Origin of the sequence: Oceanobacillus limi (assembly GCF_900111445.1) — a bacterium.
Classification (GTDB): Bacteria; Bacillota; Bacilli; order Bacillales; family Amphibacillaceae; genus Ornithinibacillus; species Ornithinibacillus limi.
Genome location: NZ_FOHE01000002.1, coordinates 317,180 through 339,905 on the forward strand (window position 1 = coordinate 317,180; position 22,726 = coordinate 339,905).

General features: G+C 37.0%; 20 protein-coding genes. 2 read left to right on the forward strand and 18 right to left on the reverse strand.

Annotated features, from left to right (window positions below):
* Nucleotides 1–11: 11 nt before the first annotated feature.
* The 5 genes from lpdA to BMX40_RS03970 form a co-directional block, all read right to left on the reverse strand.
* The gene (gene lpdA / locus BMX40_RS03950; RefSeq protein WP_090867054.1) at nucleotides 12–1,433 is read right to left on the reverse strand and encodes a dihydrolipoyl dehydrogenase; all 1,422 of its coding nucleotides are present in this window, start codon (nucleotides 1,431–1,433) and stop codon (nucleotides 12–14) included.
* Nucleotides 1,430–2,533, reverse strand: a complete 1,104-nt coding sequence (gene buk, locus BMX40_RS03955; RefSeq protein ID WP_425287840.1) for a butyrate kinase — start codon at nucleotides 2,531–2,533, stop codon at nucleotides 1,430–1,432. Before buk ends, lpdA begins: the two co-directional genes overlap by 4 nt.
* 728 nt (nucleotides 2,534–3,261) lie before the next feature.
* A complete protein-coding gene (gene bcd / locus BMX40_RS03960; RefSeq protein WP_090867058.1) occupies nucleotides 3,262–4,356 on the reverse strand; it encodes a branched-chain amino acid dehydrogenase in 1,095 nt (364 codons plus the stop codon).
* 12 nt (nucleotides 4,357–4,368) lie between these two features.
* Nucleotides 4,369–5,271: a phosphate butyryltransferase gene (yqiS, locus tag BMX40_RS03965; protein ID WP_090867060.1), complete on the reverse strand. Its 903-nt coding sequence runs from the start codon at nucleotides 5,269–5,271 to the stop codon at nucleotides 4,369–4,371.
* 110 nt (nucleotides 5,272–5,381) lie between these two features.
* Entirely contained in the window at nucleotides 5,382–7,442 is a 2,061-nt protein-coding gene (locus tag BMX40_RS03970; RefSeq protein WP_090867062.1) for a sigma 54-interacting transcriptional regulator, read from the reverse strand.
* 139 nt (nucleotides 7,443–7,581) lie between these two features.
* On the opposite strand from BMX40_RS03970, the gene BMX40_RS03975 reads away from it, so the two are divergent.
* Nucleotides 7,582–7,818: a DUF2627 domain-containing protein gene (locus BMX40_RS03975; RefSeq protein WP_090867064.1), complete on the forward strand. Its 237-nt coding sequence runs from the start codon at nucleotides 7,582–7,584 to the stop codon at nucleotides 7,816–7,818.
* A 17-nt stretch (nucleotides 7,819–7,835) separates the two neighbouring features.
* Nucleotides 7,836–9,185: an aspartate kinase gene (locus BMX40_RS03980; RefSeq protein WP_090867066.1), complete on the forward strand. Its 1,350-nt coding sequence runs from the start codon at nucleotides 7,836–7,838 to the stop codon at nucleotides 9,183–9,185.
* Between the two features lie 568 nt (nucleotides 9,186–9,753).
* Here BMX40_RS03980 and spo0A read toward each other — a convergent pair.
* The 13 genes from spo0A to accC all read right to left on the reverse strand — a co-directional run bounded on the left by spo0A (nucleotide 9,754) and on the right by accC (nucleotide 22,714).
* Entirely contained in the window at nucleotides 9,754–10,536 is a 783-nt protein-coding gene (gene spo0A / locus BMX40_RS03985) for a sporulation transcription factor Spo0A (RefSeq protein WP_090867068.1), read from the reverse strand.
* 293 nt (nucleotides 10,537–10,829) lie between these two features.
* Nucleotides 10,830–12,110: a SpoIVB peptidase gene (gene spoIVB, locus BMX40_RS03990; RefSeq protein ID WP_090867070.1), complete on the reverse strand. Its 1,281-nt coding sequence runs from the start codon at nucleotides 12,108–12,110 to the stop codon at nucleotides 10,830–10,832.
* 207 nt (nucleotides 12,111–12,317) lie between these two features.
* On the reverse strand, nucleotides 12,318–14,045 hold the full coding sequence (gene recN, locus BMX40_RS03995) for a DNA repair protein RecN (RefSeq protein WP_090867072.1): 1,728 nt from the start codon (nucleotides 14,043–14,045) through the stop codon (nucleotides 12,318–12,320).
* A 27-nt stretch (nucleotides 14,046–14,072) separates the two neighbouring features.
* Nucleotides 14,073–14,522 carry a transcriptional regulator AhrC/ArgR gene (ahrC, locus tag BMX40_RS04000; RefSeq protein WP_090867073.1) on the reverse strand — a complete coding sequence of 150 codons (450 nt, stop codon included), beginning with the start codon at nucleotides 14,520–14,522 and terminating at the stop codon, nucleotides 14,073–14,075.
* A gap of 65 nt (nucleotides 14,523–14,587) precedes the next feature.
* Nucleotides 14,588–15,421: a TlyA family RNA methyltransferase gene (locus BMX40_RS04005; RefSeq protein WP_090867210.1), complete on the reverse strand. Its 834-nt coding sequence runs from the start codon at nucleotides 15,419–15,421 to the stop codon at nucleotides 14,588–14,590.
* Nucleotides 15,422–15,428: 7 nt separating this feature from the next.
* Entirely contained in the window at nucleotides 15,429–16,034 is a 606-nt protein-coding gene (locus BMX40_RS04010; protein ID WP_090867076.1) for a hypothetical protein, read from the reverse strand.
* A 710-nt stretch (nucleotides 16,035–16,744) separates the two neighbouring features.
* Entirely contained in the window at nucleotides 16,745–17,629 is an 885-nt protein-coding gene (locus tag BMX40_RS04015) for a polyprenyl synthetase family protein (RefSeq protein WP_244513335.1), read from the reverse strand.
* A gap of 1 nt (nucleotide 17,630) precedes the next feature.
* Nucleotides 17,631–17,867: an exodeoxyribonuclease VII small subunit gene (locus BMX40_RS04020; RefSeq protein WP_090867080.1), complete on the reverse strand. Its 237-nt coding sequence runs from the start codon at nucleotides 17,865–17,867 to the stop codon at nucleotides 17,631–17,633.
* Nucleotides 17,868–19,214, reverse strand: coding sequence for an exodeoxyribonuclease VII large subunit (gene xseA / locus BMX40_RS04025; RefSeq protein ID WP_090867082.1), 1,347 nt, complete (start codon nucleotides 19,212–19,214; stop codon nucleotides 17,868–17,870).
* Complete coding sequence (folD, locus tag BMX40_RS04030; protein ID WP_090867084.1) at nucleotides 19,215–20,063, reverse strand: bifunctional methylenetetrahydrofolate dehydrogenase/methenyltetrahydrofolate cyclohydrolase FolD; 849 nt, start codon at nucleotides 20,061–20,063, stop codon at nucleotides 19,215–19,217. It lies immediately after the preceding gene.
* A 40-nt stretch (nucleotides 20,064–20,103) separates the two neighbouring features.
* The gene (gene nusB / locus BMX40_RS04035) at nucleotides 20,104–20,487 is read right to left on the reverse strand and encodes a transcription antitermination factor NusB (protein WP_090867086.1); all 384 of its coding nucleotides are present in this window, start codon (nucleotides 20,485–20,487) and stop codon (nucleotides 20,104–20,106) included.
* A gap of 421 nt (nucleotides 20,488–20,908) precedes the next feature.
* Nucleotides 20,909–21,304: an Asp23/Gls24 family envelope stress response protein gene (locus tag BMX40_RS04040; RefSeq protein ID WP_090867088.1), complete on the reverse strand. Its 396-nt coding sequence runs from the start codon at nucleotides 21,302–21,304 to the stop codon at nucleotides 20,909–20,911.
* A gap of 54 nt (nucleotides 21,305–21,358) precedes the next feature.
* On the reverse strand, nucleotides 21,359–22,714 hold the full coding sequence (gene accC / locus BMX40_RS04045; protein ID WP_090867090.1) for an acetyl-CoA carboxylase biotin carboxylase subunit: 1,356 nt from the start codon (nucleotides 22,712–22,714) through the stop codon (nucleotides 21,359–21,361).
* Nucleotides 22,715–22,726 lie beyond the last annotated feature (12 nt).

Here is a 22,726-nt window from a genome sequence, read left to right on the forward strand (position 1 = left end):
AATTTTTACTCCTAACCATGAATTTGCAGACCATCCACAGCCAATGCTGCTTCTCCCATTATCTCGGAAAGAGTTGGATGTGGGTGAACACTTTGAGAAATTTCCCACGGAGTTGCGTCAAGAACCTTTGCAAGACCAGCCTCTGAAATCATATCAGTAACATGTGGTCCTACCATATGTACCCCTAGCAAATCCTCTGTCTTTTTATCCGAAATGATTTTCACAAATCCATCTGACTCACCATGTACTAACGCTTTTCCAATCGCTTTAAAAGGAAACGTACCAACAACAATATCAAATCCTTTTTCTTTCGCTTGCTTTTCTGTCAACCCTACACTTGCAACTTCTGGATTGGAATAGATACAGCTAGGAATGTTATCATAATTAATTGGTTCAGGATTATGGTTTGCCATATGCTCAACAGCAATTATTCCTTCATGTGATGCGACATGAGCTAATTGCATTCCACCTATTACATCGCCAATTGCATAGATATGAGATTCTTTCGTTTGATAAAATGAATTGGTTTGAATAAACCCTTTTTCAATCTCTATATCGGTGTTTTCAATCCCAATATTATTGGTATTGGCTTCCCTTCCAACGGAAACAAGCATTTTCTCAGCTTGGAATGTTTTGGAATTACCATTTATATCTGCTTCAATTGAAATGCCATTATCGATTTCCAACGTTTCAGGAAGCACCTTTGCACCCTTCACAAAAGTAATTCCTTTCTTTTTTAACAGCTTCTCAACTTCTTTCGCTACCATTTCATCTTCAGTAGGAAGAATTTGCTCCAAGAACTCTACTACCGTTACTTCTACACCAAAATCGGCTAACATAGAAGCCCATTCAATTCCTATGACTCCGCCCCCCACAATTACAATGGAAGCAGGTAATTGTTCCATTTCTAATGCTTCGTCGGAACTCATTACATAGGTACCATCAATCTCTAATCCAGGTAATGATTTTGGTCTGGAACCTGTTGCAATTAAAACATTTTTAGGAACAATCATTGTATTTTCCTCTCCATTCTCATATTCAATGGAAATCGTCCCTGGCATTGGAGAGAATATACTAGGACCAAGAATTCTTCCATAGCCCTCAAATACATCAATTTTCCCTTTTTTCATCAGACCTTGTACTCCCTGGTGTAACGTATTGATCACAGAGCTTTTTCGTTCCTGTACCTTTGAAAAATTCAATGACACGCCTTCTAACTCAACACCAAATTGATCTGCTTCTTTCGACTGCTTAAAAACCTCAGCACTACGTAGTAATGCTTTCGATGGAATACATCCTTTGTGTAAGCATGTACCACCAAGCTTACCTTTTTCTACTACAGCTACATTCATTCCTAGTTGAGAAGCACGTATTGCTGCTACATAGCCTCCTGTACCTCCACCTAGTACCACTAAATCATATTCCTTTGTCATATCGTCAGCTCCTTTCCATCTGTTCTTGGATAAACCTTAGGAATTTCCTCATCTCTCAATACCCTTAATGCCCCTTCTGCAAGAGCTTGTAATTCATCCTCTCCGGGATATACTAATATATCAGCGATCCAATCGATGTGAGTTGAGATCATATCAATAAAAGTCTTCCCATAGGCCAAACCGCCAGTAAGGACAATAGCATCTACCTTGCCAGATAATACGGCACTCATGGAACCTATTTCTTTTGCAATTTGATAAGCCATAGCTTCATAAACAAGCCTTGCCTCTTGGTCACCACTTGCAATTTTTTCTTCTACATCCCTAGCATCATTTGTTTGTAAATATGCCATTAATCCACCATTACCGACTAATTTTTTCATGACTTCATCTCGATAGTATTGCCCAGAAAAACAAAGCGCTACTAAATCACCTGCTGGAACTGTTCCGGCACGTTCAGGAGAGAAAGGACCATCACCATGCAATCCGTTGTTCACATCAACTACTCTACCGTTTTGATGTGCTCCAACTGTAATCCCCCCGCCCATATGAGTAACAATTAGTCTCATATCCTCATATGATCTACCCATATCCTTTGCAGCCTTCCTAGCAACCGCCTTTTGATTTAATGCATGAAAAATGCTTTTTCTAGGTATTTCAGGAACTCCAGAAAACCGGGCTATTTCGTCTAATTCATCGACAACAACTGGATCAACAATATATGCTGGAATGTTCAATCCACTTGCAATCTCATGAGCAATAATTCCACCTAAATTCGAAGCATGCTCACCATTATACCCGATACGCAAATCATGAAGCATTGTATCATTTACTTTGTACGTTCCACCTTCAATTGGGCGAAGTAAACCACCGCGGGCACAGATTGCATGAAACTTAGAGACGTTAATTCCCTCATGGTCAAGTTGCTCTAGAATAACTTGTTTCCTAAAATCATATTGATCAATTATATGATCAAATCTTGCTATTTCCTTTGTTTCATGTCTAATTGTTTTCTCAAAAATACATATATTGTCATCAAACACACCGATTTTCGTTGAAGTAGATCCTGGGTTTATGACTAAAATGCGATACTGTAGTTGCACAATAGTTGACCTCCGTTAGTAAAGTAAAGCTATCATTCCAGCGCTAAACTTGCGCTGAACAAGATGTCGACAGGTGTTAATTAGATTCATTTCGTATTGACTAACGTATCATGTATATAATGCGACGTAACTAAAAATTAATGTTGGGTGCATATTACTCGCTACGGAAATACATTTCGCTTTCCGCGGGCGGCTGGTGAGCCTCCTCGTGCAAAACATGTGCGTCTGCGAATTCAAGTAATGCTTCGAAGCAATTTTCCTCGACGCAAGGGAGCAAAGAAGATTATTCAAGTAGTACCCTCACTGTGGGGTCTCACCGATGCCTTTCCTCCCGCTGGAGTCTTCATGTATTTCCTCCGCTGGTGCAAGAGTAACACATCCCTTTAACTAGGGAATAACCATCAGCGGAGACAGCGTAGACTCCTGTGGGAACAGCGCGAGTCCGAAGACCCCGCAAAGATGCGCCTACGTCTACTAGTCACTCTTAGATGCCAATTCCTCGGCGCAAGGGAACAAAGAAGCATATTCAAGTAGTTCCCTGGCTGAGGCCGTGCCCACGGAAAGCGAAGTATTCTGTCGTAGCGACATTTTAGCACTATCGGAAGATCGAGATGATAGGAATTTAACTAAATCATTATGACGCATAATACATCTAATACGACCTAATACTTAGGTAGATAATAGCCAATACGATTATGTTTACTTCCTTATTAATACAGAAGTTGTTTCTATCTTCTGCTTAAGGTATGATGCCCATTTAATAAGAATTGACTTCTTGAGTTACGTACGGACTCGATTCTTTCTTCTGCCATACGATCAGCCGCAAGATAAGTAGGGATATTATCACGTTTCGCAATTTCAAAAACTTTCAAGATACTATCATAGATTGTATCTACTTTCTTCATAGCTCTCGTCTCATTATATCCATTTAATTCATCCGCTACATTAATAACGCCACCTGCATTAATAAGATAGTCAGGTGCATAAATAATCCCTTTTTCATGAAGAATATCACCATGAATAGTAGACGCTAATTGATTATTTGCAGAACCTGCAACTACTTTTGCTTTTAAGCGCGGGATTGTATTATCATTTACTGTTGCGCCTAATGCACAAGGTGCGTAAATATCACAGTCCACATCATAAATATCATCTGGATCTACTGCTCTTGCATCAAATGCTTTCACTGCACGATCAACTGCCGCTTTATTGATATCTGTAACTATTAACTTTGCTCCCTCTTTATGTAGGTACTCACAAAGTGAATAAGCTACATTCCCAACTCCTTGTACAGCTATCGTTTTACCTTCTAAGGAATCATCCCCAAAAGCTTCTAAAGCAGATGCTTTCATTCCTTTGTAGACTCCATAGGCAGTAACAGGAGATGGGTTACCTGATGAGCCAGATTCTGGAGATATCCCTGTTACAAAATCAGTTTCCATATGGATAATGTCCATATCCTCCACGGTTGTACCTACGTCTTCTGCAGTAATATAACGACCATTTAAGCCTTGGATATAACGTCCAAATGCGCGGAACATTTCTGTATTCTTATCCTTTCTTGGATCACCAATAATTACAGTTTTACCGCCACCTAGGTTTAAACCGGCAGCCGCATTTTTATATGTCATCCCTTTTGCTAGGCGAAGTGCATCTTCGATAGCTTCTTCCTCTGAGTTATATGTCCACATTCTTGTACCGCCAAGTGCCGGACCAAGTGTCGTGTCATGGATGGCTATAATTGCTTTTAGCCCTGAATTTTTATCTTGACAGAAAACAAGTTGCTCATAATCATACTTCTCCATATAAGTGAAAATTTCCATATCGTATTCCTCCTAAAAAGTTTTTGATGACACCAATGCAAGTGACAATGAATATAATTTACTCTCGGCCGAATCAGCGCGAGAAGTTAACACAATTGGGGCCTTTGCTCCACTGATAATCGCAGCTACCTTAGCATCTGCAAAATAAATAAAGGATTTGTATAAAGCGTTCCCAACATCAATTGTAGGAACCAGTAGAACATCAGCCCTACCAGCAACATCGGAAGTAATGCCTTTCTGTTGAGCAGCCTCTGGCGACACAGCGTTATCAAAAGCCAACGGTCCATCAACGACACACCCTTTAATTTGTCCCCGTTGCTGCATTTTAGATAATATAGCTGCATCAACTGTAGATGGCATTGCTTCATTCACAACTTCCACTGGGGCAATCGGAGCTACTCTAGGCAGTTCCATTCCAATTCCATGAGCTACACGTACCGCATTCGAAAGGATTTCCACTTTTTCTTTACGAGATGGCTCTATATTCATTGCAGCATCTGTTAAAAATATCAGCCTATCTTGATTTGGGATTTCAAATAACGCGACATGAGATAATATATTTCCAGTGCGTAAACCAAACTCTTTATTTAAAACTGCACTAAGTAAAGATTTTGTAGCTACATTCCCCTTCATTAGTATTTGTGCCCGTTTATCGTGAATCGCTTTAACAGCAGCCAAGCTCGGATCAACCGTTTCATGTTGTATTGATAATAATGGAGAATCAAGATTCAAACCAACTTGGTCCGACATTTGCATAATGTCATTCTCGTCTCCAATCAATATAAACCGACAGAGATCCTCTGCTATCGCTGTTCTTACCGCTAATAGAACCTCCTTATCTGCAGCATTTGCTAACGATACGGTTTGTTTTTCTTCCTGGAGCACCTGCTTTTTCAAAGCTGCTATTGACTTCATGTAAAACACCTCTCATCTATTCACTTGCAAAAATCGTGCCAACGACTCATTTCGCTGAAAGCGCTTTATCTATCCGTTTAAGATACTGCACACATATGCAAGCATGCAATTTATTGCAGGTCGTTTTTTTCAATTTTGTATTTTTCAAGCTTATAATATAAATTCCTTATTGAAATATCTAGTTTTTTTGCAGTTTTAGTTTTGTTAAAATTACTTTCTTTATATACACTAGAAATTAATTCTTTCTCATATTGCTCAAGAGCAGCTTGTAATGGTAAATCCTCTTGAATTCCACTGTGTTGAACAGGAGTCTTGGCTGCTGGTTGCAAACTGGGAATATGCTCCTTTTTTATGACTTCTTCGTTCATTTCCATATAAATCATAGCTCGTCCTATTACATTCTCTAATTCTCGAACATTTCCTGGCCAGTGATAGGATTGTAAAATAGATATCGCACCTGGTGAAATCGTTCGAACATTTCTCCCATAATCTTGATTCATTTTCTGAATAATATGATCGATAAGGTCGTGTAAATCCGTGATTCTTTCCTTTAGTGATGGTATGAATATTGGTAGTTTATTTAACCGGTAATACAAATCCTCTCGAAAGGTCTTATTCATTATTGCTTTTTCAAGGTTTACATTTGTTGCAGCAATAATTCGAACATCGATCATAATAGGATCAGTTCCGCCAACACGAACAATCTCGCTTTCCTGAAGAACACGTAATAATTTCGCCTGCATATGTAAGGATAGCTCACCAATTTCGTCTAGAAAGATGCTTCCCATATTCGCTTCCTCAAACAGTCCTTTCTTTCCACCTCGTTTGGCTCCAGAAAACGCACCTTCTTCATAGCCAAACAATTCACTTTCTAAAATTGATTCAGCTATAGCAGCGCAATTTACTCGAATAAATTTATTATGTTTTCGACCACTCTCATTATGGATTGCATGAGCAAAAAGCTCCTTCCCTGTTCCTGATTCTCCACGTAGAAGTACAGTGGCAGGTGTTCTAGCACCAACTTTAGCTTGCTCCAATGCGAGCTGCATCTCAGAAGAAGAACCAATTATATCGTCAAACGTATACTTAGCCTCTAAATTACGAATTATTTGTCGTGCACGCCTTAATTCACTTGTTAGTGTTTTAATTTCAGAAACGTCATGTAATACACCTACACTACCCTTTATCTTCCCATCAACGATGACAGGTGCTACATTTACTAACACATCTCGATTACTAGGACCTACTTTCATTCGAACACCGCGAACTGGTCGTCTAGTTTGCAGCACTTTCATATGCATACTTTCGCCTTCTGATATGTCAACTGTTGCAGGTTCACCTATTACATCAGTTTCTTGTAAACCTGTAATTCGTGTATAGGCTGGATTAATCATCAATCCATTCCCGTTCTCATCGACTACACTAATCGCCTCATCCGAGGATTGAATAATGGCTTCGAGCATCGTTTTTATTTCTTTTAGATCGGTATTTTCTTCCGCCAAATTAAGCACTTCCGTAATATCTTTAAAAACTGCAAAAGCACCTATCAATTCATTATTGGCATTAATTATCGGTAAACGAGTTGTAATTACCATTTTTCCATTATTCAAAAGTAATTTTTGGTTTACTTCTTTACGTCTATTCCTTAAAACCTGTGGGAGTCGTGTATTCGGAATCAATTTATGTATATTTTTACCTACTATGTTATCCTTCTTATATCCCAAAATGTGCTCGGCACTTTTATTTACAAATTGAATGGATTCTTGATCATTGATAACGATCATTCCATCTCTTATGTTGTTTAAAATCAACTCTTGATTATTGGTTTGTTCAGTTAACTTATCCAATAGTGTTTCTTTTTCATCTAATAACTCAGAAATCACGTAGGCTACTGTACCAGGTATAACTACTGTTTCCTGCCTTCGGGTTTTTAGTATTTCCTGCAATACACTTTCATTCCCAGTAGCTTCAATTATAATATCTATATTTTCATGAACCCATTCTTCCCACTTATGACCAATGGGAATACCGTGTTGTTTCGCTAACTGTAACCCTAAAGCTTCCTTATTTCGGTCAATTACTGCAACTACCTTCATACGGTCGATAGGGTTTAATATTTTAAATAATGCAGTCCCACCTTTACCTGCCCCTACAATTAAAACACGCTTCACATTATCCCACCTTGCAATATTATGCATGTATTCATCATACGCTAACATGCACAAATTAGCAAATTATTATAATACCTATTTTCTTTATTGTTTGATATACTATGGAAAGTATAGATGTATAGATTTAGGGGAGAATGCAATGGTTAGAGCAATCGCTTTTTTGTTTTTACTTATACCAGGAATCATTTCTGCAATGGGTATAAAACTAATGAGGGATACATTATTTAATGAATTCCATCCAATTTTTATTTATACAGGAATTCAATTCACAGTTGGATTAATCTTGTTTTTAGCTGGATTGGTTTTCATAACTGGTTTTATCGTCCACAGGGACCGCAAGCGTCAACGATCTAAAAAATCAACAAATGAACAATAGGGAGATTGGAGTTAGTCATGAAAGTAGCAAAATTTGGAGGAAGTTCTGTAGCAAATGCAACTCAGCTTAGAAAAGTAGCAGAAATCATTAGAAAAGATCCTAGCAGAAAATTTATTGTCGTCTCAGCCCCAGGAAAAAGAAGTGGCGATGACGATAAAGTAACCGATCTATTAATCAAAATGGGAAATGCCTATGCACAAAATGAAAATTACGAAGAACAAATTGCGACCGTCTTGGATCGATTCCGTGAAATAATTATCGACTTAGAAATTTCTACTGATATCTTATCGAACATCCAAGAAACGATTGTTGAAGTGCTTCAGCGCGAGGTACCAATAAACCAAAAATTAGATGCAATTAAAGCGATTGGAGAAGATAGTAGTGCAAAGATTCTAAGCTCCTATCTTAATTCTTTAGGATTAGCAGCTAGCTACTTAAATCCTAAAGAAGCAGGAATCATTGTAAGTGATGAGCCAGGTAATGCACAAATTCTTCCAGATAGTTATCCCAAAATACACACTCTAAGGGATAGAGAAGAAATTTTAGTCATCCCCGGGTTCTTTGGTTATACAATCGATGGAAAACTAATGACCTTTTCAAGAGGTGGGTCGGATATTACCGGCTCCATTATCGCAGCTGGAATTAAAGCAAGCTTATATGAAAATTTCACGGATGTAGATTCCGTATTTACCGTGAACCCAAATATTGTAGCAAATCCTAAAGAAATTACATCTTTAACCTATAAAGAAATGCGTGAATTATCATATGCTGGATTTTCTGTTTTCCATGATGAGGCACTAATTCCATCGTTTAAGGAAAGTATTCCTGTCACTATTAAAAATACGAATAATCCAGATAAACCCGGAACGCTAATTGTAGCAGAAAAAGAGTCTCAAGAAAACTGTGTAGTAGGAATAGCGAGTGATATAGGTTTCTCTACTTTATTTGTAAGCAAGTACTTAATGAATAGAGAGTTAGGATTCGGTCGCAAATTATTTGAAATTCTTGAAAGTGAATCGGTTTCTTTTGAACATTCTCCTTCTGGAATTGATGATTTATCGGTTATTATCCGTGATAACCAATTAACACCGGAAAAAGAGTCCATCATCATGAATCGAATAAAAGCGGAATTAAATCCAGACACTGTAAAGATTCATCACGATTTAGCAATGATCATGATTGTTGGAGAAGGTATGATGAAAACGATCGGAATTGCACAAAAAGCAACAACAGCACTAACCGAAGCGAACGTGAACATCAAAATGATTAACCAAGGCGCTTCAGACGTTTCCATGATGTTTGGTATTCAAGCAGCAGATATAAAACCAGCCATTCAATCATTATATAAGGTGTTTTTTGAGGACTAAGAAAAAATTGTATTACGTGTAATGTATTTAATGCGACGTAACATTTTGTTTCGACTTTCCATTACGAATGGATGTAGTTTTAGAATACCGCTACGGCAGAATGCTACGCTTTCCGCGGATTGCTTGATCCAATATATAAAGGAATGAGGATCCACCTCGTTTTGATGAGGATCGTAGTTCCGCTAAATGACAAAAACACTGCCAAAACAAGGTGTATGAGGATCCTCGTTCCTCTATTATCCATCAATCAGTGTGAATTTTACTAAAAATAGGTGAATAAAGGAATGAGGAACCAAAACCATGCTCCAAACGACTTATTTCGGCCATTTAGCGGAATGAGGATCCATCTCGCCATCGCTGAGGATCGTTCTTCCGCTATTTGGATCCAATGACGGTTAGATGGATCCTATTTCCCCCATTGGCGGATTACGTATTCCACCATCCGCTTCATTTTTGAGTACATTTTTAGTTACGTCACATAATCCATCTACTACGCAGCAACAATAAATAACAATAGTTTTGTGTATCAAAAAAGATTACTGTAACGGTTACAGTAATCTTTTTTATGCTAGCTCGCTTTATGATCCAATCGCAAACGGTCTGCCACCATTGCAATAAACTCTGAATTTGTAGGTTTTGCTTTCGATATACTTACGGTATAGCCAAATAATGCCGAAATGGAATCAATATTTCCTCTACTCCATGCTACCTCAATCGCATGACGAATGGCACGTTCCACACGAGACGAAGTTGTATTATATTTCTTAGCAATATCAGGGTAAAGTACTTTCGTTATTGACCCTAATAATTCAATATCATTATACACCATTGTAATTGCTTCCCTTAAATACATATAGCCTTTAATATGCGCTGGAACACCAATTTCATGGATAATATTTGTTATACTTGCTTCTAAATCTTTTTTCTTTCTTTCTTTTTTATTTGCGCCACTTGATTTATTCGATAGCACCGGACTCCCCTTAACCTGACGCACTTGATCTGCTAAGTTGTCTAAGTCGAATGGCTTGAGTACGAAATAAGATGCACCTAAATCTACTGCTTTTTTCATCACTTCTTCTTGACCAAAAGCAGTTAACATAATGACATTAGGGTCATTCGTATCGCGCCCCATGTCTCTTAGTTTATTTAAAACTGCTAATCCGTCGATGTGAGGCATAATTATATCTAAAATTAAAACATCTGGTTTTAACTCATTTAACATCGCCAAACAGTCTTTGCCATTGTAAGCAGTACCTATCACTTCAATGTCTTCTTTTTCGTCAAAGTATTCTTCCATTAGTTGAACGAGTTCCTTATTATCGTCAACTAAACATACTGATATCTTTTCCACAAAAAGTTCCTCCTTTAATGATTCGAGCTTTGTCTTTGTCCATACTATGTATTCGACATAACTTCGAAATATCCTTCTTTTTTTAAAAAAACTTTGGTTTTTTTTATAAATTCTTCTATTTCCTTCGATTTACTATAATTTTCGATAGCATTCGATTTTATATGACAAAACAACCTTGGATTTGTCGAAAAATATTTCATTTAGTACTTCTTAGTATAACACGTTCATTGAAATAATACTTTTTAAACTTAGGTAAAAAAATTACTTGTAGTGTCTCCACTACAAGTAATTTTTTAGCTAGCTTTTTCTTTTTCGCCTTTATAAATATCTACACCCGCATCCTGTAACATCCATTCGATATGAACACCGTAGCCGGAAGTTGGATCATTTACAAAGACGTGGGTCACAGCGCCAATAATTTTGTCATCTTGAATGATCGGACTGCCACTCATTCCTTGAACAATTCCACCAGTCGCTTCCAATAATTCAGGATCCGTTATTTGTATAACCATTCCTTTCGTAGCTGGAGATTTTTGTGGAACACTACTCACAACTTCAACATCGAATTCTTCCACTTTTTCCCCATCGATTACGGTCAATATTTTTGCGGGACCTTCCTTTACTTCATGGGAAAGTGCTATAGACATCGGTTCGTCATAATTACCATTTTTAATATTGTCATCTAACTCTCCAAAGATTCCAAAAGGGCTGTTTTTTGTTATGGAACCAATTTTATTGTCTTTCATAGAAAACTTGGCCTGTTTCTCACCTGGTGTTCCGTTATTCCCTTTTTCAATGGAAGTAACAGAAGACCTAACAATCGTACCATCATGGATTTCAATCGGTTTTTTTGTATCCATATCCGAAATAACATGACCTAATGCACCATATTTCTTCGATTCCGGTTCATAGAAAGTCATTGTACCAATTCCCGCCGCTGAATCACGTATATATAAGCCAATTCGATATTCTTTTTCTTTTGGATCATATAATGGTTTTAGTTTGGTATCCAACGTTTCTTCTCCACGTTTAACTTTTACGTTTAATTCCTCACCATTCTCTCCAGCTTTTTCCACCAAAGGCTTTACTTCCTTCATTTCTTTGATTTTTGTTCCATTAATTTCTAAAATTACGTCTCCAACTTCAATCTCTGCATCCTCACCAGGTGATTGAGATTCACTCTCTCCATTTACTAAGTGATGACCTACAACCAATACGCCTCGAGTATGAAGTTGTACACCAATCGATTGCCCACCTGGAATTACTTTAATATCCTCTAAAACCGAAACATCTACTTTTTTAATTGGCATACCAGCCACAGAATAAGTTAACTCACTATTGCCTGGGCCTTGTGCATGAAACATTGTAGAATCAATTGCTTGCATGTGATCTGATGAACCAACATCTACAGAACCGCCTAGCGCAGGTACATCAATAGGGGAATCACTATTTACAGTAACTATTTCATTGGGGATCGATATATAATTTTGAATTGGGGGCATAAAAGGAACTGAAAACAATGCAATAAGGAGCAATATGCCCAATATTGTTCGTATATTATTTGTCTTTTTCACGCAATTCACTCTCCTCGTTCCTAACCCATACCATTTTTATTTCCGTACTTCTAATTTTACCTTTTGGGCATTTTTTAAACTGGTGAGAGATTAGAAAAGATGGTAAGAATTCCTGATTAAAATTTGAGTACAAATGTATAATGAATCGCAATACCCTGATCTCGCTGATAAAATAAAAGCCAGACTTACTGGCTCTAGTTAAAATTCTTAAAGCATTTGTTTTTTAAATTCTGAGGCTAAATCAAGTAATTCTTTTCCGTGTTCCTTTGCAGTATTTGTTAATTTTGTCCCTGTCATCATTCTACTTATTTCATTAATTTGATCATCAAGAGACAATTCACTAACAGTGGTTTTTGTACGGTTATTGTGTTCTTCTTTAACAATTAAATTATGTGTATCTGCCATCGCTGCAACTTGTGGTAAATGCGTGATACACAAAACTTGGGATTCTTTTGAGATCTGGTATATTTTTTCTGCGATAGCTTGCGCGACTCTACCGCTCACTCCTGTATCCACTTCGTCAAAAATAACACTTGTGACACCTTGATGTTTGGCAAAAATCTTTTTAAGAACGAGCATTATTCGCGATAACTCTCCACCAGATGCAACTTTATTCAGTTCCTTTAATGGTTCACCCAAATTTGTAGAAATTAAGAATTTAACGTGATCGAATCCGTTTTTATGGAGGTTTACTGTTTTATCATTTTCTAATTCACTTAAATGATGAATTTCTGGTTCAAACGATATGGAAAAGGTCGTTTTTTCTAAGTATAAACCAGTTAACTCTTTATGTACTTCACCGATTAAAGATTTTGCAGCTTTTTTCCTCAAATCATGCAATTGTTTCGCTTCTAAATATACATCTTGTTCGAGTTCTTTTATTTGATCGGCCAGTTTTATTAAATGCGAATCTTTATTTTTTATTTGTTCAATCTCTTCTTCTATACTGCCCATATACTGCAGTATTTCATTCACAGTTGATCCATATTTTTTCTTAAGTCGGCTGATTTCGTTCAGCCTTGCTTCTACATCATTTAACCGATTTGGATCATACTCCATGGATTCATTGAAATTACGTAATTCCATACTGATTTCTTCTATTAAAAAATAATAATTAGATAATTCCTCTGCTTTTTCTTGGATGGAGTCATCGTAAGAAGTAATGTCTTGCAACGATTGCTGTGCGATATTAAGCCATTCGATACCTTTTCGTTCCCCATTTAATGCAAAATAAGCATCTTGGACTCCTTTATATAACCGTTCAAAGTTTGCTAATTGATGACGCTCTTTTTCTAACTTCTCATCTTCATCAGGTAATAAATTTGCCTGCTCTATTTCCTTAAATTGAAATTCTAATAAATCTAAGCGATGCGCCATCTCCTGTTCATTCTCACTTAACTCCTTATATCGCTTTTTCAAGTTTTGGTATTTGTTAAATAAATAGGAATACTCTTCCTTTACTTGATTTATTTTATCTTGATTGTATAAATCCAATAAATCGATATGGTTATCCGGTACCATTAATGATTGTGTCTCGTGCTGACTATGAATGTCAATTAAGGTTTTCCCAAATTCCTTAAGAATCGCTAATGTAACTAATTTACCGTTTACCCTGCATATACTTTTACCACTAGAGGTTATAATACGTTGTAGCACGATTTGTCCATCTTGTATTTCAACCCCAAATTGCTTTCCTACCGCATAGATCGGGTGGTTATGATAATCGATAATAAATAACCCTTCTATCTCGGCTTTCTCTTGACCATGTCTGACAAACTCAACCGAAGCACGTCCGCCAGCTAGTAATTGGACAGCATCAATGATGATTGATTTCCCTGCACCAGTTTCACCTGATAATACAGTTAAACCGTCATGAAACGTTAATCTGATTTCATCGATAATTGCAAAATTGCGAATAGATAATTCGGTTAGCATGTGATTTCACACCCCATTACATTGTAATTAAAGCATCCCTAAAAACCGGTCTTTAATATTTGTAGAATCCTGTTCCGTCCGACAAATAATAAGACATGTATCGTCTCCACAAATTGTCCCCATAATTTCATCCCAATCTAAGTTATCAATAAGAACCCCAATCGCATGAGCATTTCCTGGCAGCGTCTTTAATACAATAAAATGACTTGTATGCTCAATTTTCACAAATGCATCCATTATCAATCGTTTCAGCTTATCTAATGGGTTAAAACGTTGATCGGCTGGAAGACTATATTTGTACTTACCACTATTTGTTGGAACTTTCACTAAATGCAATTCTTTAATATCACGAGAAACCGTAGCTTGTGTTACGTTATAACCTAATCGCTTTAATTCATCTACTAAATCATCTTGTGTTTCGATTTCATTCTCGGTAATTAGCTCCCTAATCTTTATATGCCGTTGAATTTTACTCATAATATACCTCCTTTTCCCGACATGGTTAACAGAAAAAATGGACTACAATAAATTGCAGCCCACTCTTACTTACCATTTGATGCCTTTAATTTTTGATGAGCTTCTTCGACTACTTGTTCTATTTCGACATCAGATATAGATATTCCTGCTTTTTCTTTTTTCCAACCAAAATTAGCTAAGAATTCTACGTTTCCCTCACCACCAGTGATGGGAGAAAAAGTTAGCCCATAAAATTCATAACCTTCATCGATAGCAAAGGTGATTATCTTTTTTAGTACCTCTCGATGCACTTTTTTATCCCTAACAATACCTTTTTTTCCCACTTGCTCGCGGCCAGCTTCAAACTGTGGTTTGATTAGCGCAATCACTTCGCTTTGGTCCATCAATAATTCCTTCAGTACTGGTAAAATTAATTTTAACGAAATAAACGAAACATCAATCGTAGCAAAATTAGGCAAACCTTCTGTTAACATTTCCCTGGTTACATAGCGAAAGTTTGTCCGTTCCATAACAATAACTCGGTGATCATTACGCAATTTCCAATCTAATTGATTATATCCAACATCGATTGCATAGCATTTCTTTGCTCCATTTTGCAAGGCGCAATCCGTAAAGCCCCCAGTAGAAGACCCAACATCAACCATTGTTTTGTCACGTACTTCAATCGGAAAGTAATTTAAGGCCTTTTCAAGTTTTAACCCACCTCTACCGACATAAGGAATGACGTTTCCTTTAACCGTTATAGGTATATCATCATCAACTTTCATACCTGGCTTGTCTAGACGGGTTTGCTCAGAAAAAACCAATCCAGCCATAACAACACGTTTCGCCTTTTCTCTGGTTTCAATCAAATCCCTTTCCACCAGTAATACATCTAATCGTTTTTTGCTCATTTGCATGAATCCTTTATTTTTTATTATTTTTCTTTTTATCTCCATTGTTATATGGAAGCAACTTAATTTTAAACGTATTTTCTGTAAATGCAATAATTTTGGCTACAAAAATAATAATTTGCGTAGAAAAATTAATAGCTAAAAATTTCCCAACAGCTTTTCCTCCAACTGTCAAAGCAGCAACTAGACTAGTGAACAAAACATTTAATGTAATTTCAAATGTCGATCCATCGCTTTGTCCCATTAAATTCGCTATATTAAGAATAACGATTGCAGATGCAGTACCACTAACAATACCTGAAATATCTCCAATAACATCATTACAGAAGCTAGCAAACCGATCAGCATTTCTGGTAATTATTACTGCTTGTTTTGCTCCCGGGACTTTTTCAGCAGCCATCGCATGGAAAGGTACTTCATCTGCTGCTGTTGCTGCGATACCTAGTGTATCAAAGACAACTCCCAATAATACAATGATTAATACGACAACAATTCCTGTTATCCATGTTACTTGATTCAACACAGATGAACTTATAATTGAAAAAATAGCCGCTAACACAAAAGTGATAACGGCAATAGTTATACTAAATTTAATTGAACGTTTTATTTGTGGATTCATTCTTTACCTCATAATGATTTTATATATTATAAGCTTTATCATGTTCGTAAATAATATGTATGAAGGAATGGTCATTTAAATGGTAAAAACTGTGGCTTAGGTCCAGTAGGTTTTCCCAGATAGGTACCCCGTGTTACCACGATAGGCGGTTCCCCTTTAAACCCATCTTAGCTACGTCACCGTATGCTAGACTGGATTACCACTTAGTCCACACTATAATCCCATTTAAATGTCCATAGAACAGTCTAGGAGATTTCCTCAGCAATCTTTAGCCGTTCCCTAGCCTCTTTTGCAGTATCGATTTCATAGAGAAAAAATAGTCTACAATAGTGGCCATCTATAGTAGCTATTTGAGCCTCTAATCCCCTCGGATACCACTCAAGGCAGGCTACGCTGCACGTTAGGTTCCCCTAACCACTTCATGCAGGTTCATACCCCATTCCATAATGGCTCCTAGGCTTAGTTACCACTACAGAGATGGGCCTCCGCGGTAATCGGGTCAACGCCCACATGCCTTTGTGGATCGCCCGAAAACCTTAACTCCCAGCATCGACCCAAGGCTGGGCGCCTCAAGCCAACACAAGGAACTTCATCGATGTGCCCTTTGGCGGATTTTTAGGCCCGCCTTCAGGAACGGAGGATTGACTAGAATACTGCACCATTCCTTTTGAAACTATTATAACACATTTATAGAATAATTTATATACAATCTAATAATCTCTCTCACTAAAGTAATCCGTCAATGCACTTAACATGGATACATCCGCATCTGCTTTCTTTAAAGCATGTTTAGCCTTGTTTACATAGTCCATTTTTCTGTCTTGTGCTCCCTTTAACCCCAATAATTTTGGATAGGTACTTTTTTGATTGGACTCGTCGCTACCCACTGTTTTTCCAATCTTCTCTTGGTCGCCAATAACATCTAAAATATCATCCTGCACCTGGAAAATTAAGCCTAAATAATACGAAAACTCTTCTAATGCTTCTAATTGCTTCGGTGATGCATTACCTAATAAAGCCCCTGATGTAATGGCAAACTTTAATAACTCACCTGTTTTAAGTTCATGAATTTTTTCCAATTCTTCCAAGGAAACATTACGATTTTCCGCTTCCATGTCAAGAATCTGCCCTCCAACCATGCCATTTGGGCCGCTACATTCTGATAATTTTTTTATGATATCAACCTTTTCTTTATCACTTAACAAAGGATCATTCGATACGATCTCAAAGCTGTAAGTCAATAAGGCATCACCTGCTAATATAGCTGTTGCCTCATCAAACATTTTATGGTTGGTTAACTTTCCTCTCCGATAGGAATCATCATCCATGGCTGGTAAATCATCATGAATTAATGAATATGTATGAATCAATTCCAACGCGATTGCAGAAGAAATTACTTTTGCACTCTCCTTCCCATACGTTTCATAACTAGCCATTAACAATATAGGACGTAATCTTTTGCCACCTGCCTCTAATGAATACAGCATGGACTCTTTTAGTTTTGGTGGAACTCTCAGTGATTGCACGGATTTATTTATTTCTTTTTCAATCAACTTTTGCTTTGATACTAAATAATCACGTAAACTTTCTTTCACGTTATTTATCCTCCTGTAACTCGAAAGGCTCGAGTTCTCCCTCGTCATTCATAATTTGTACCATTTTCTCTTGTACGTCACTTAATTTATCACTACAAATTTTAGAAAGATTCATACCTTCTTGGTAATAAGAAATAGCTTTTTCAAGAGGCACGTCCCCTTGTTCTAATTTTTCAACGATCTCTTCTAATTGTTGCATGGCCTCTTCAAAACTTACTTCCTTCTTCTCTTCAGACATTTACTTTTCCCCCTCCTCTATACTGAGTACGCGACAATTTAGCTTGCCATCTTCCACGTCAATAGAAATGTTATCATTTACAGCAACTTGCTTAGACGATTTAATTATTTTTCCATCAGAAGTATATGGAATTGCAAAACCTCGTTTCATAATCTCTAGCGGATTAAGTAATGACAGCTTTTCTATCATCTGATTCAATTGTAAATTACTTCGTTCCGCGTATTCTGTAATGATACGAACAGTTTGTTTCTGTAATTGCTTCAATTCTTTTTTAGATTGCTCTAATTGTTTTTGAGGATGTTGATTCATTAAACGCACATTAATTTGTTTATAAAAATGAAAATTTTGTTGTAGATTACTACGGCTAAACTTATAAAGGCTTTCTTGCAATCGATCCAATTCCTGCTCCCGTTGCTGAAGCAATTGCTTAGGGTATCGAAAAGCATAAGACTGTGTAATCCGGTTTAACATTTTCTGCTGATGTTCCATCTGATTATGAACTGCTCTAGATAGTGCACGCTTTTTAATTAAAAGTTTATCTCTTAGTTCGTAAATGGAGGGCACAGCAAGCTCAGCAGCACCAGTTGGAGTAGGAGCTCGTAAATCAGCTACATAATCACTAATTGTAGTATCGGTTTCATGACCAACAGCCGAAATTATAGGTGTTTGAGATTGAAAAATAGCGTTCGCAACCTCTTCTTCATTGAAACTCCACAATTCCTCAATAGAACCTCCACCACGACCAACAATTAATACATCAAATATATTTTTTTCATTTGCAAATTCAATCGCTTTTCGAATCGATTTACTTGCATTTTTTCCTTGAACTAGGACAGGAATAACCGTTGTTTGGACAATTGGATATCTACGTTTAATCGTCGTAATAATATCCCTTACCGCTGCACCAGTTGGAGATGTAATAACACCGATAGAAGTTGGATATGCAGGAATTTCTTTTTTATATACTTCTTCAAAATATCCCTGTTTACGTAACTTATCTTTTAATTGCTCAATTGCTAAATAAAGTGACCCAATTCCATCTGGTTCCATTTGCTTTATATATAATTGATACTGGCCGTTCATTTCGAAAACGCTTATTTCACCTTTAATCAGAACCTTCATTCCATTTTCTGGTGTAAACTTCAAATATCGATTATTACCTGCAAACATTACGGATTGTATCCTTGTTTGGTCATCTTTAATTGTAAGATACATATGGCCACGACTATGATGTTTGAAATTCGATATCTCGCCTTTTAGCCAAACATCTCTTAAGTGTGGATCTGTATCAATTTTTCGCTTGATATACTTTGTTAAGGCTGTAACGGTTAGGTACTTTTCGCTCACTTAAGTCAGTCCTTTAGCTGCTTTAATTGTATTATGTAATAGCATGGCAATTGTCATCGGACCAACACCTCTTGGCACGGGTGTTATATAAGCAGCTTTTTCAACCGCTTTATTAAAGTCTACGTCTCCAGTTAGAGAACCATCTTCTAATCGGTTGATACCCACATCTATCACAATGGCACCATCTTTTATATAGGTATCGTCAATTACGTGTGCTCTACCAACTGCAACAACTAAAATATCAGCATCCTTTGTATATGTCTTAAGGTCTATCGTTCTAGAATGACAATATGTAACCGTAGCATTTTCGTTTAGCAATAACTGTCCAATTGGTTTCCCAACGATATTACTACGACCAATTATCACTGCATGTTTTCCTTCTAATGGAATATTTTTAGACTTAAGCATTGTTAAGATACCAAAAGGTGTACAAGGAAGAAATGTGTCCTGTCCTGTCATCATCCGACCAATATTTATCGGATGAAAGCCATCGACATCTTTGGATGGGGTAATTGTTTCGATTACAAGTTGTTCATTAATGTGAGCTGGAAGTGGGAGTTGTACTAAGATACCATGCACCTCATCATTCTTATTTAGTTCCCGAATAACGTTCAGCAGTTTTTCTTCTGTTGTCGTATCCGGTAATTCGATCACATTTGATTTAATTCCTACTTCAGCAGACGCTTTTTGTTTCCCCTTAACATATGATTTGGATGCTGGATTATCACCAACAAGTATTACCGTTAGATTAGGCGAAATCTCCTGATCATTTAACTGATATACTTCTTCCTTCATGTTTAGCCTTAATTCTTGAGCCAATTCCTTCCCATTAATAATGTTAGCAGACATACTCCGATTCCTCCCTTTACCATCCCTATGCTAAATTAAATTATTTGGAAATAATTTTGGATAGAACCCCATTAATAAATTTCCCCGATTTTTCATCACCGTACATATGTGCAAGTTCTATTGCTTCATTGATGGAAACATTAGTAGGAACATCCTCTAAATACGTAATCTCAAAGGTTGCAATTCGTAATATCGTTCTTTCTACTGAGGCCAGTCTTTGGATAGTCCATTTTTCTAAATGTGTAGCTATCGTATGATCAACCTCCTTTTGGTTCGTTACAACTCCTTCAACCAACGAACGAAGAAATTCATCTTTTTCTTCTCCTAGCAATTGCTCACTAATGGACTCATTTGAAGTTGATGGATTCATATCAAGTTGAAATAATAGTTGGAAAGCTTTTTCTCTTGCTGCATGACGTTTCATATAACTACTCCTTTTATCTTATCTACACCAAATAATAACATGATTATACAGGCAAAAGCTACAAACAACTTTACTATTTATCGTCAGTAACTAATGCTATGTAACTTGTTCAAAAAAGTAATGTCTAATCCTGCATTCGGACATCTTAAATAAAGTCTTTCTATTCTAACTTTAAAAAAAAACAAAATGGGATGTCTAACTCTATAAACGAACGATTTAATCATAGGTGCTTATCATATTTTGCTTTTACCGATTTACTCTAATTTTTCGTTATTATTATGTACGAATGCATTATTTCCCTCCAACAACATGATAATGACTATTAGGCTCTCGAAAACTTCAATATCTACCTAAAAGAAAAATCCGAACCAAAAAGGTTCAGATTTTTCTATGACTAGAACATTATGTTCTGACTTGTTTTCTATTCGTTCGTCTCTTCCGTGTCTTCTTTATCCATTTGAACACCGACGACATGAACATTGATTTCAGCTATTTCTAAAGCTGTCATGGTTTTTAATGTTTGTCTGATATTTTCTTGAAGCTTTTGTGCTACTTTTGGTATAGAAACTCCGAAGTTTAGTACAACAAATAAATCGATTACGATGCCATTTTCTGTTAATTCAACCTTAACACCTTTGCTATGCGTTTTTTTTCCTAAACGTTCAACAACTCCGCTAGCAAAATTTCCTCGCATTGTATACAGTCCATCTACTTCCGAAGCTGCAATACCGGTAATTACCTCAATTACCTCTGGAGCTATTTCTACAGTACCTAACCCAGTATTTTCACTCACATTAACTAAAGGTTGATCAGCCATTTCCTCACTCCTTATCAAAATTAAAAGATCGTACAGTTAAGATTATAAGCTTTTTTATTCATTCTCCACAATCGGATGCTCTTCTAAGAAATTTGTATTAAAATCTCCTTGTACAAATACATCATGCTTCATAATCTTCTCATGGAATGGGATGGTTGTATGCACTCCGTCTACGACAAACTCACTTAGTGCCCGTTTCATCCGACTAATTGCTTCCTCACGAGTAGGAGCATACGTAATCAATTTGGCAATCATGGAATCGTAGTACGGCGGAATCCGATATTTGGGATATGCAGCAGAATCCACTCGAACACCATAACCACCAGGTGGTAAATACATTTCAATCTCCCCTGGGGAAGGCATAAAGTTTTTAAATGGGTCTTCGGCATTTATTCTACACTCGATCGCCCATCCCTCAAATGTAACTTCTTCCTGAGTGAAGGATAATTTTTCGTTGTTCGCAACTTTAATCTGTTCTTTAATTAAATCTATTCCTGTTACCATTTCCGTTACAGGATGCTCCACTTGAATACGCGTATTCATTTCCATGAAATAAAAGTCTTTTGACTTACGATCAAAAATAAACTCAATGGTACCTGCACCTCGATAGTCAACAGCTTTAGCAGCTTTTACTGCTGCTTCACCCATTTTCGCTCTAATGTCTTCATTTAAAGCAGGTGAAGGAGTTTCTTCAATTAATTTTTGTAATCGACGTTGTATTGTACAATCTCTCTCTCCAAGATGCACAACATTTCCGTGATTATCAGCAAGAACTTGAATCTCAACATGGCGAAAGTCCTCAATAAACTTCTCAATATATACCCCTGCGTTACCAAAAGCTGTTTCGGCTTCTTTTTGTGTAACACGAATCCCTTTGATTAAATCCTCTTCCGAACGAGCGACACGTATTCCTTTACCTCCACCACCAGCAGTAGCTTTAATAATCACCGGGTATCCGATTTCTTCTGCTATTTCAATTGCTTGCTCTTCACTTTCAATAATCCCCTCTGATCCCGGGACAATTGGAACATTTGCTTGTTTCATTGTTTCTCTTGCAACGTCTTTAATGCCCATTTTTTGAATAGATTGTGGGCTTGGCCCAACAAAAGTAACATTACACGCCTTACAAATCTCTGCAAAATCAGCATTTTCCGCTAGAAAACCATACCCTGGATGAATTGCATCAACATCTGTTAAAGTAGCGACACTCATAATATTCGTAAAGTTGAGATAGCTATCTTTACTTAATGTAGGACCGATACAATAAGCTTCGTCTGCCAATTGAACATGCAATGATTCTTTATCAGCTTCAGAATATACAGCTACTGTTTCAATATCCAGTTCTTTACACGCTCGTATAATCCGAACAGCAATCTCTCCTCGATTTGCAACTAACAGTTTTTTTATCATGATACCGTCCCC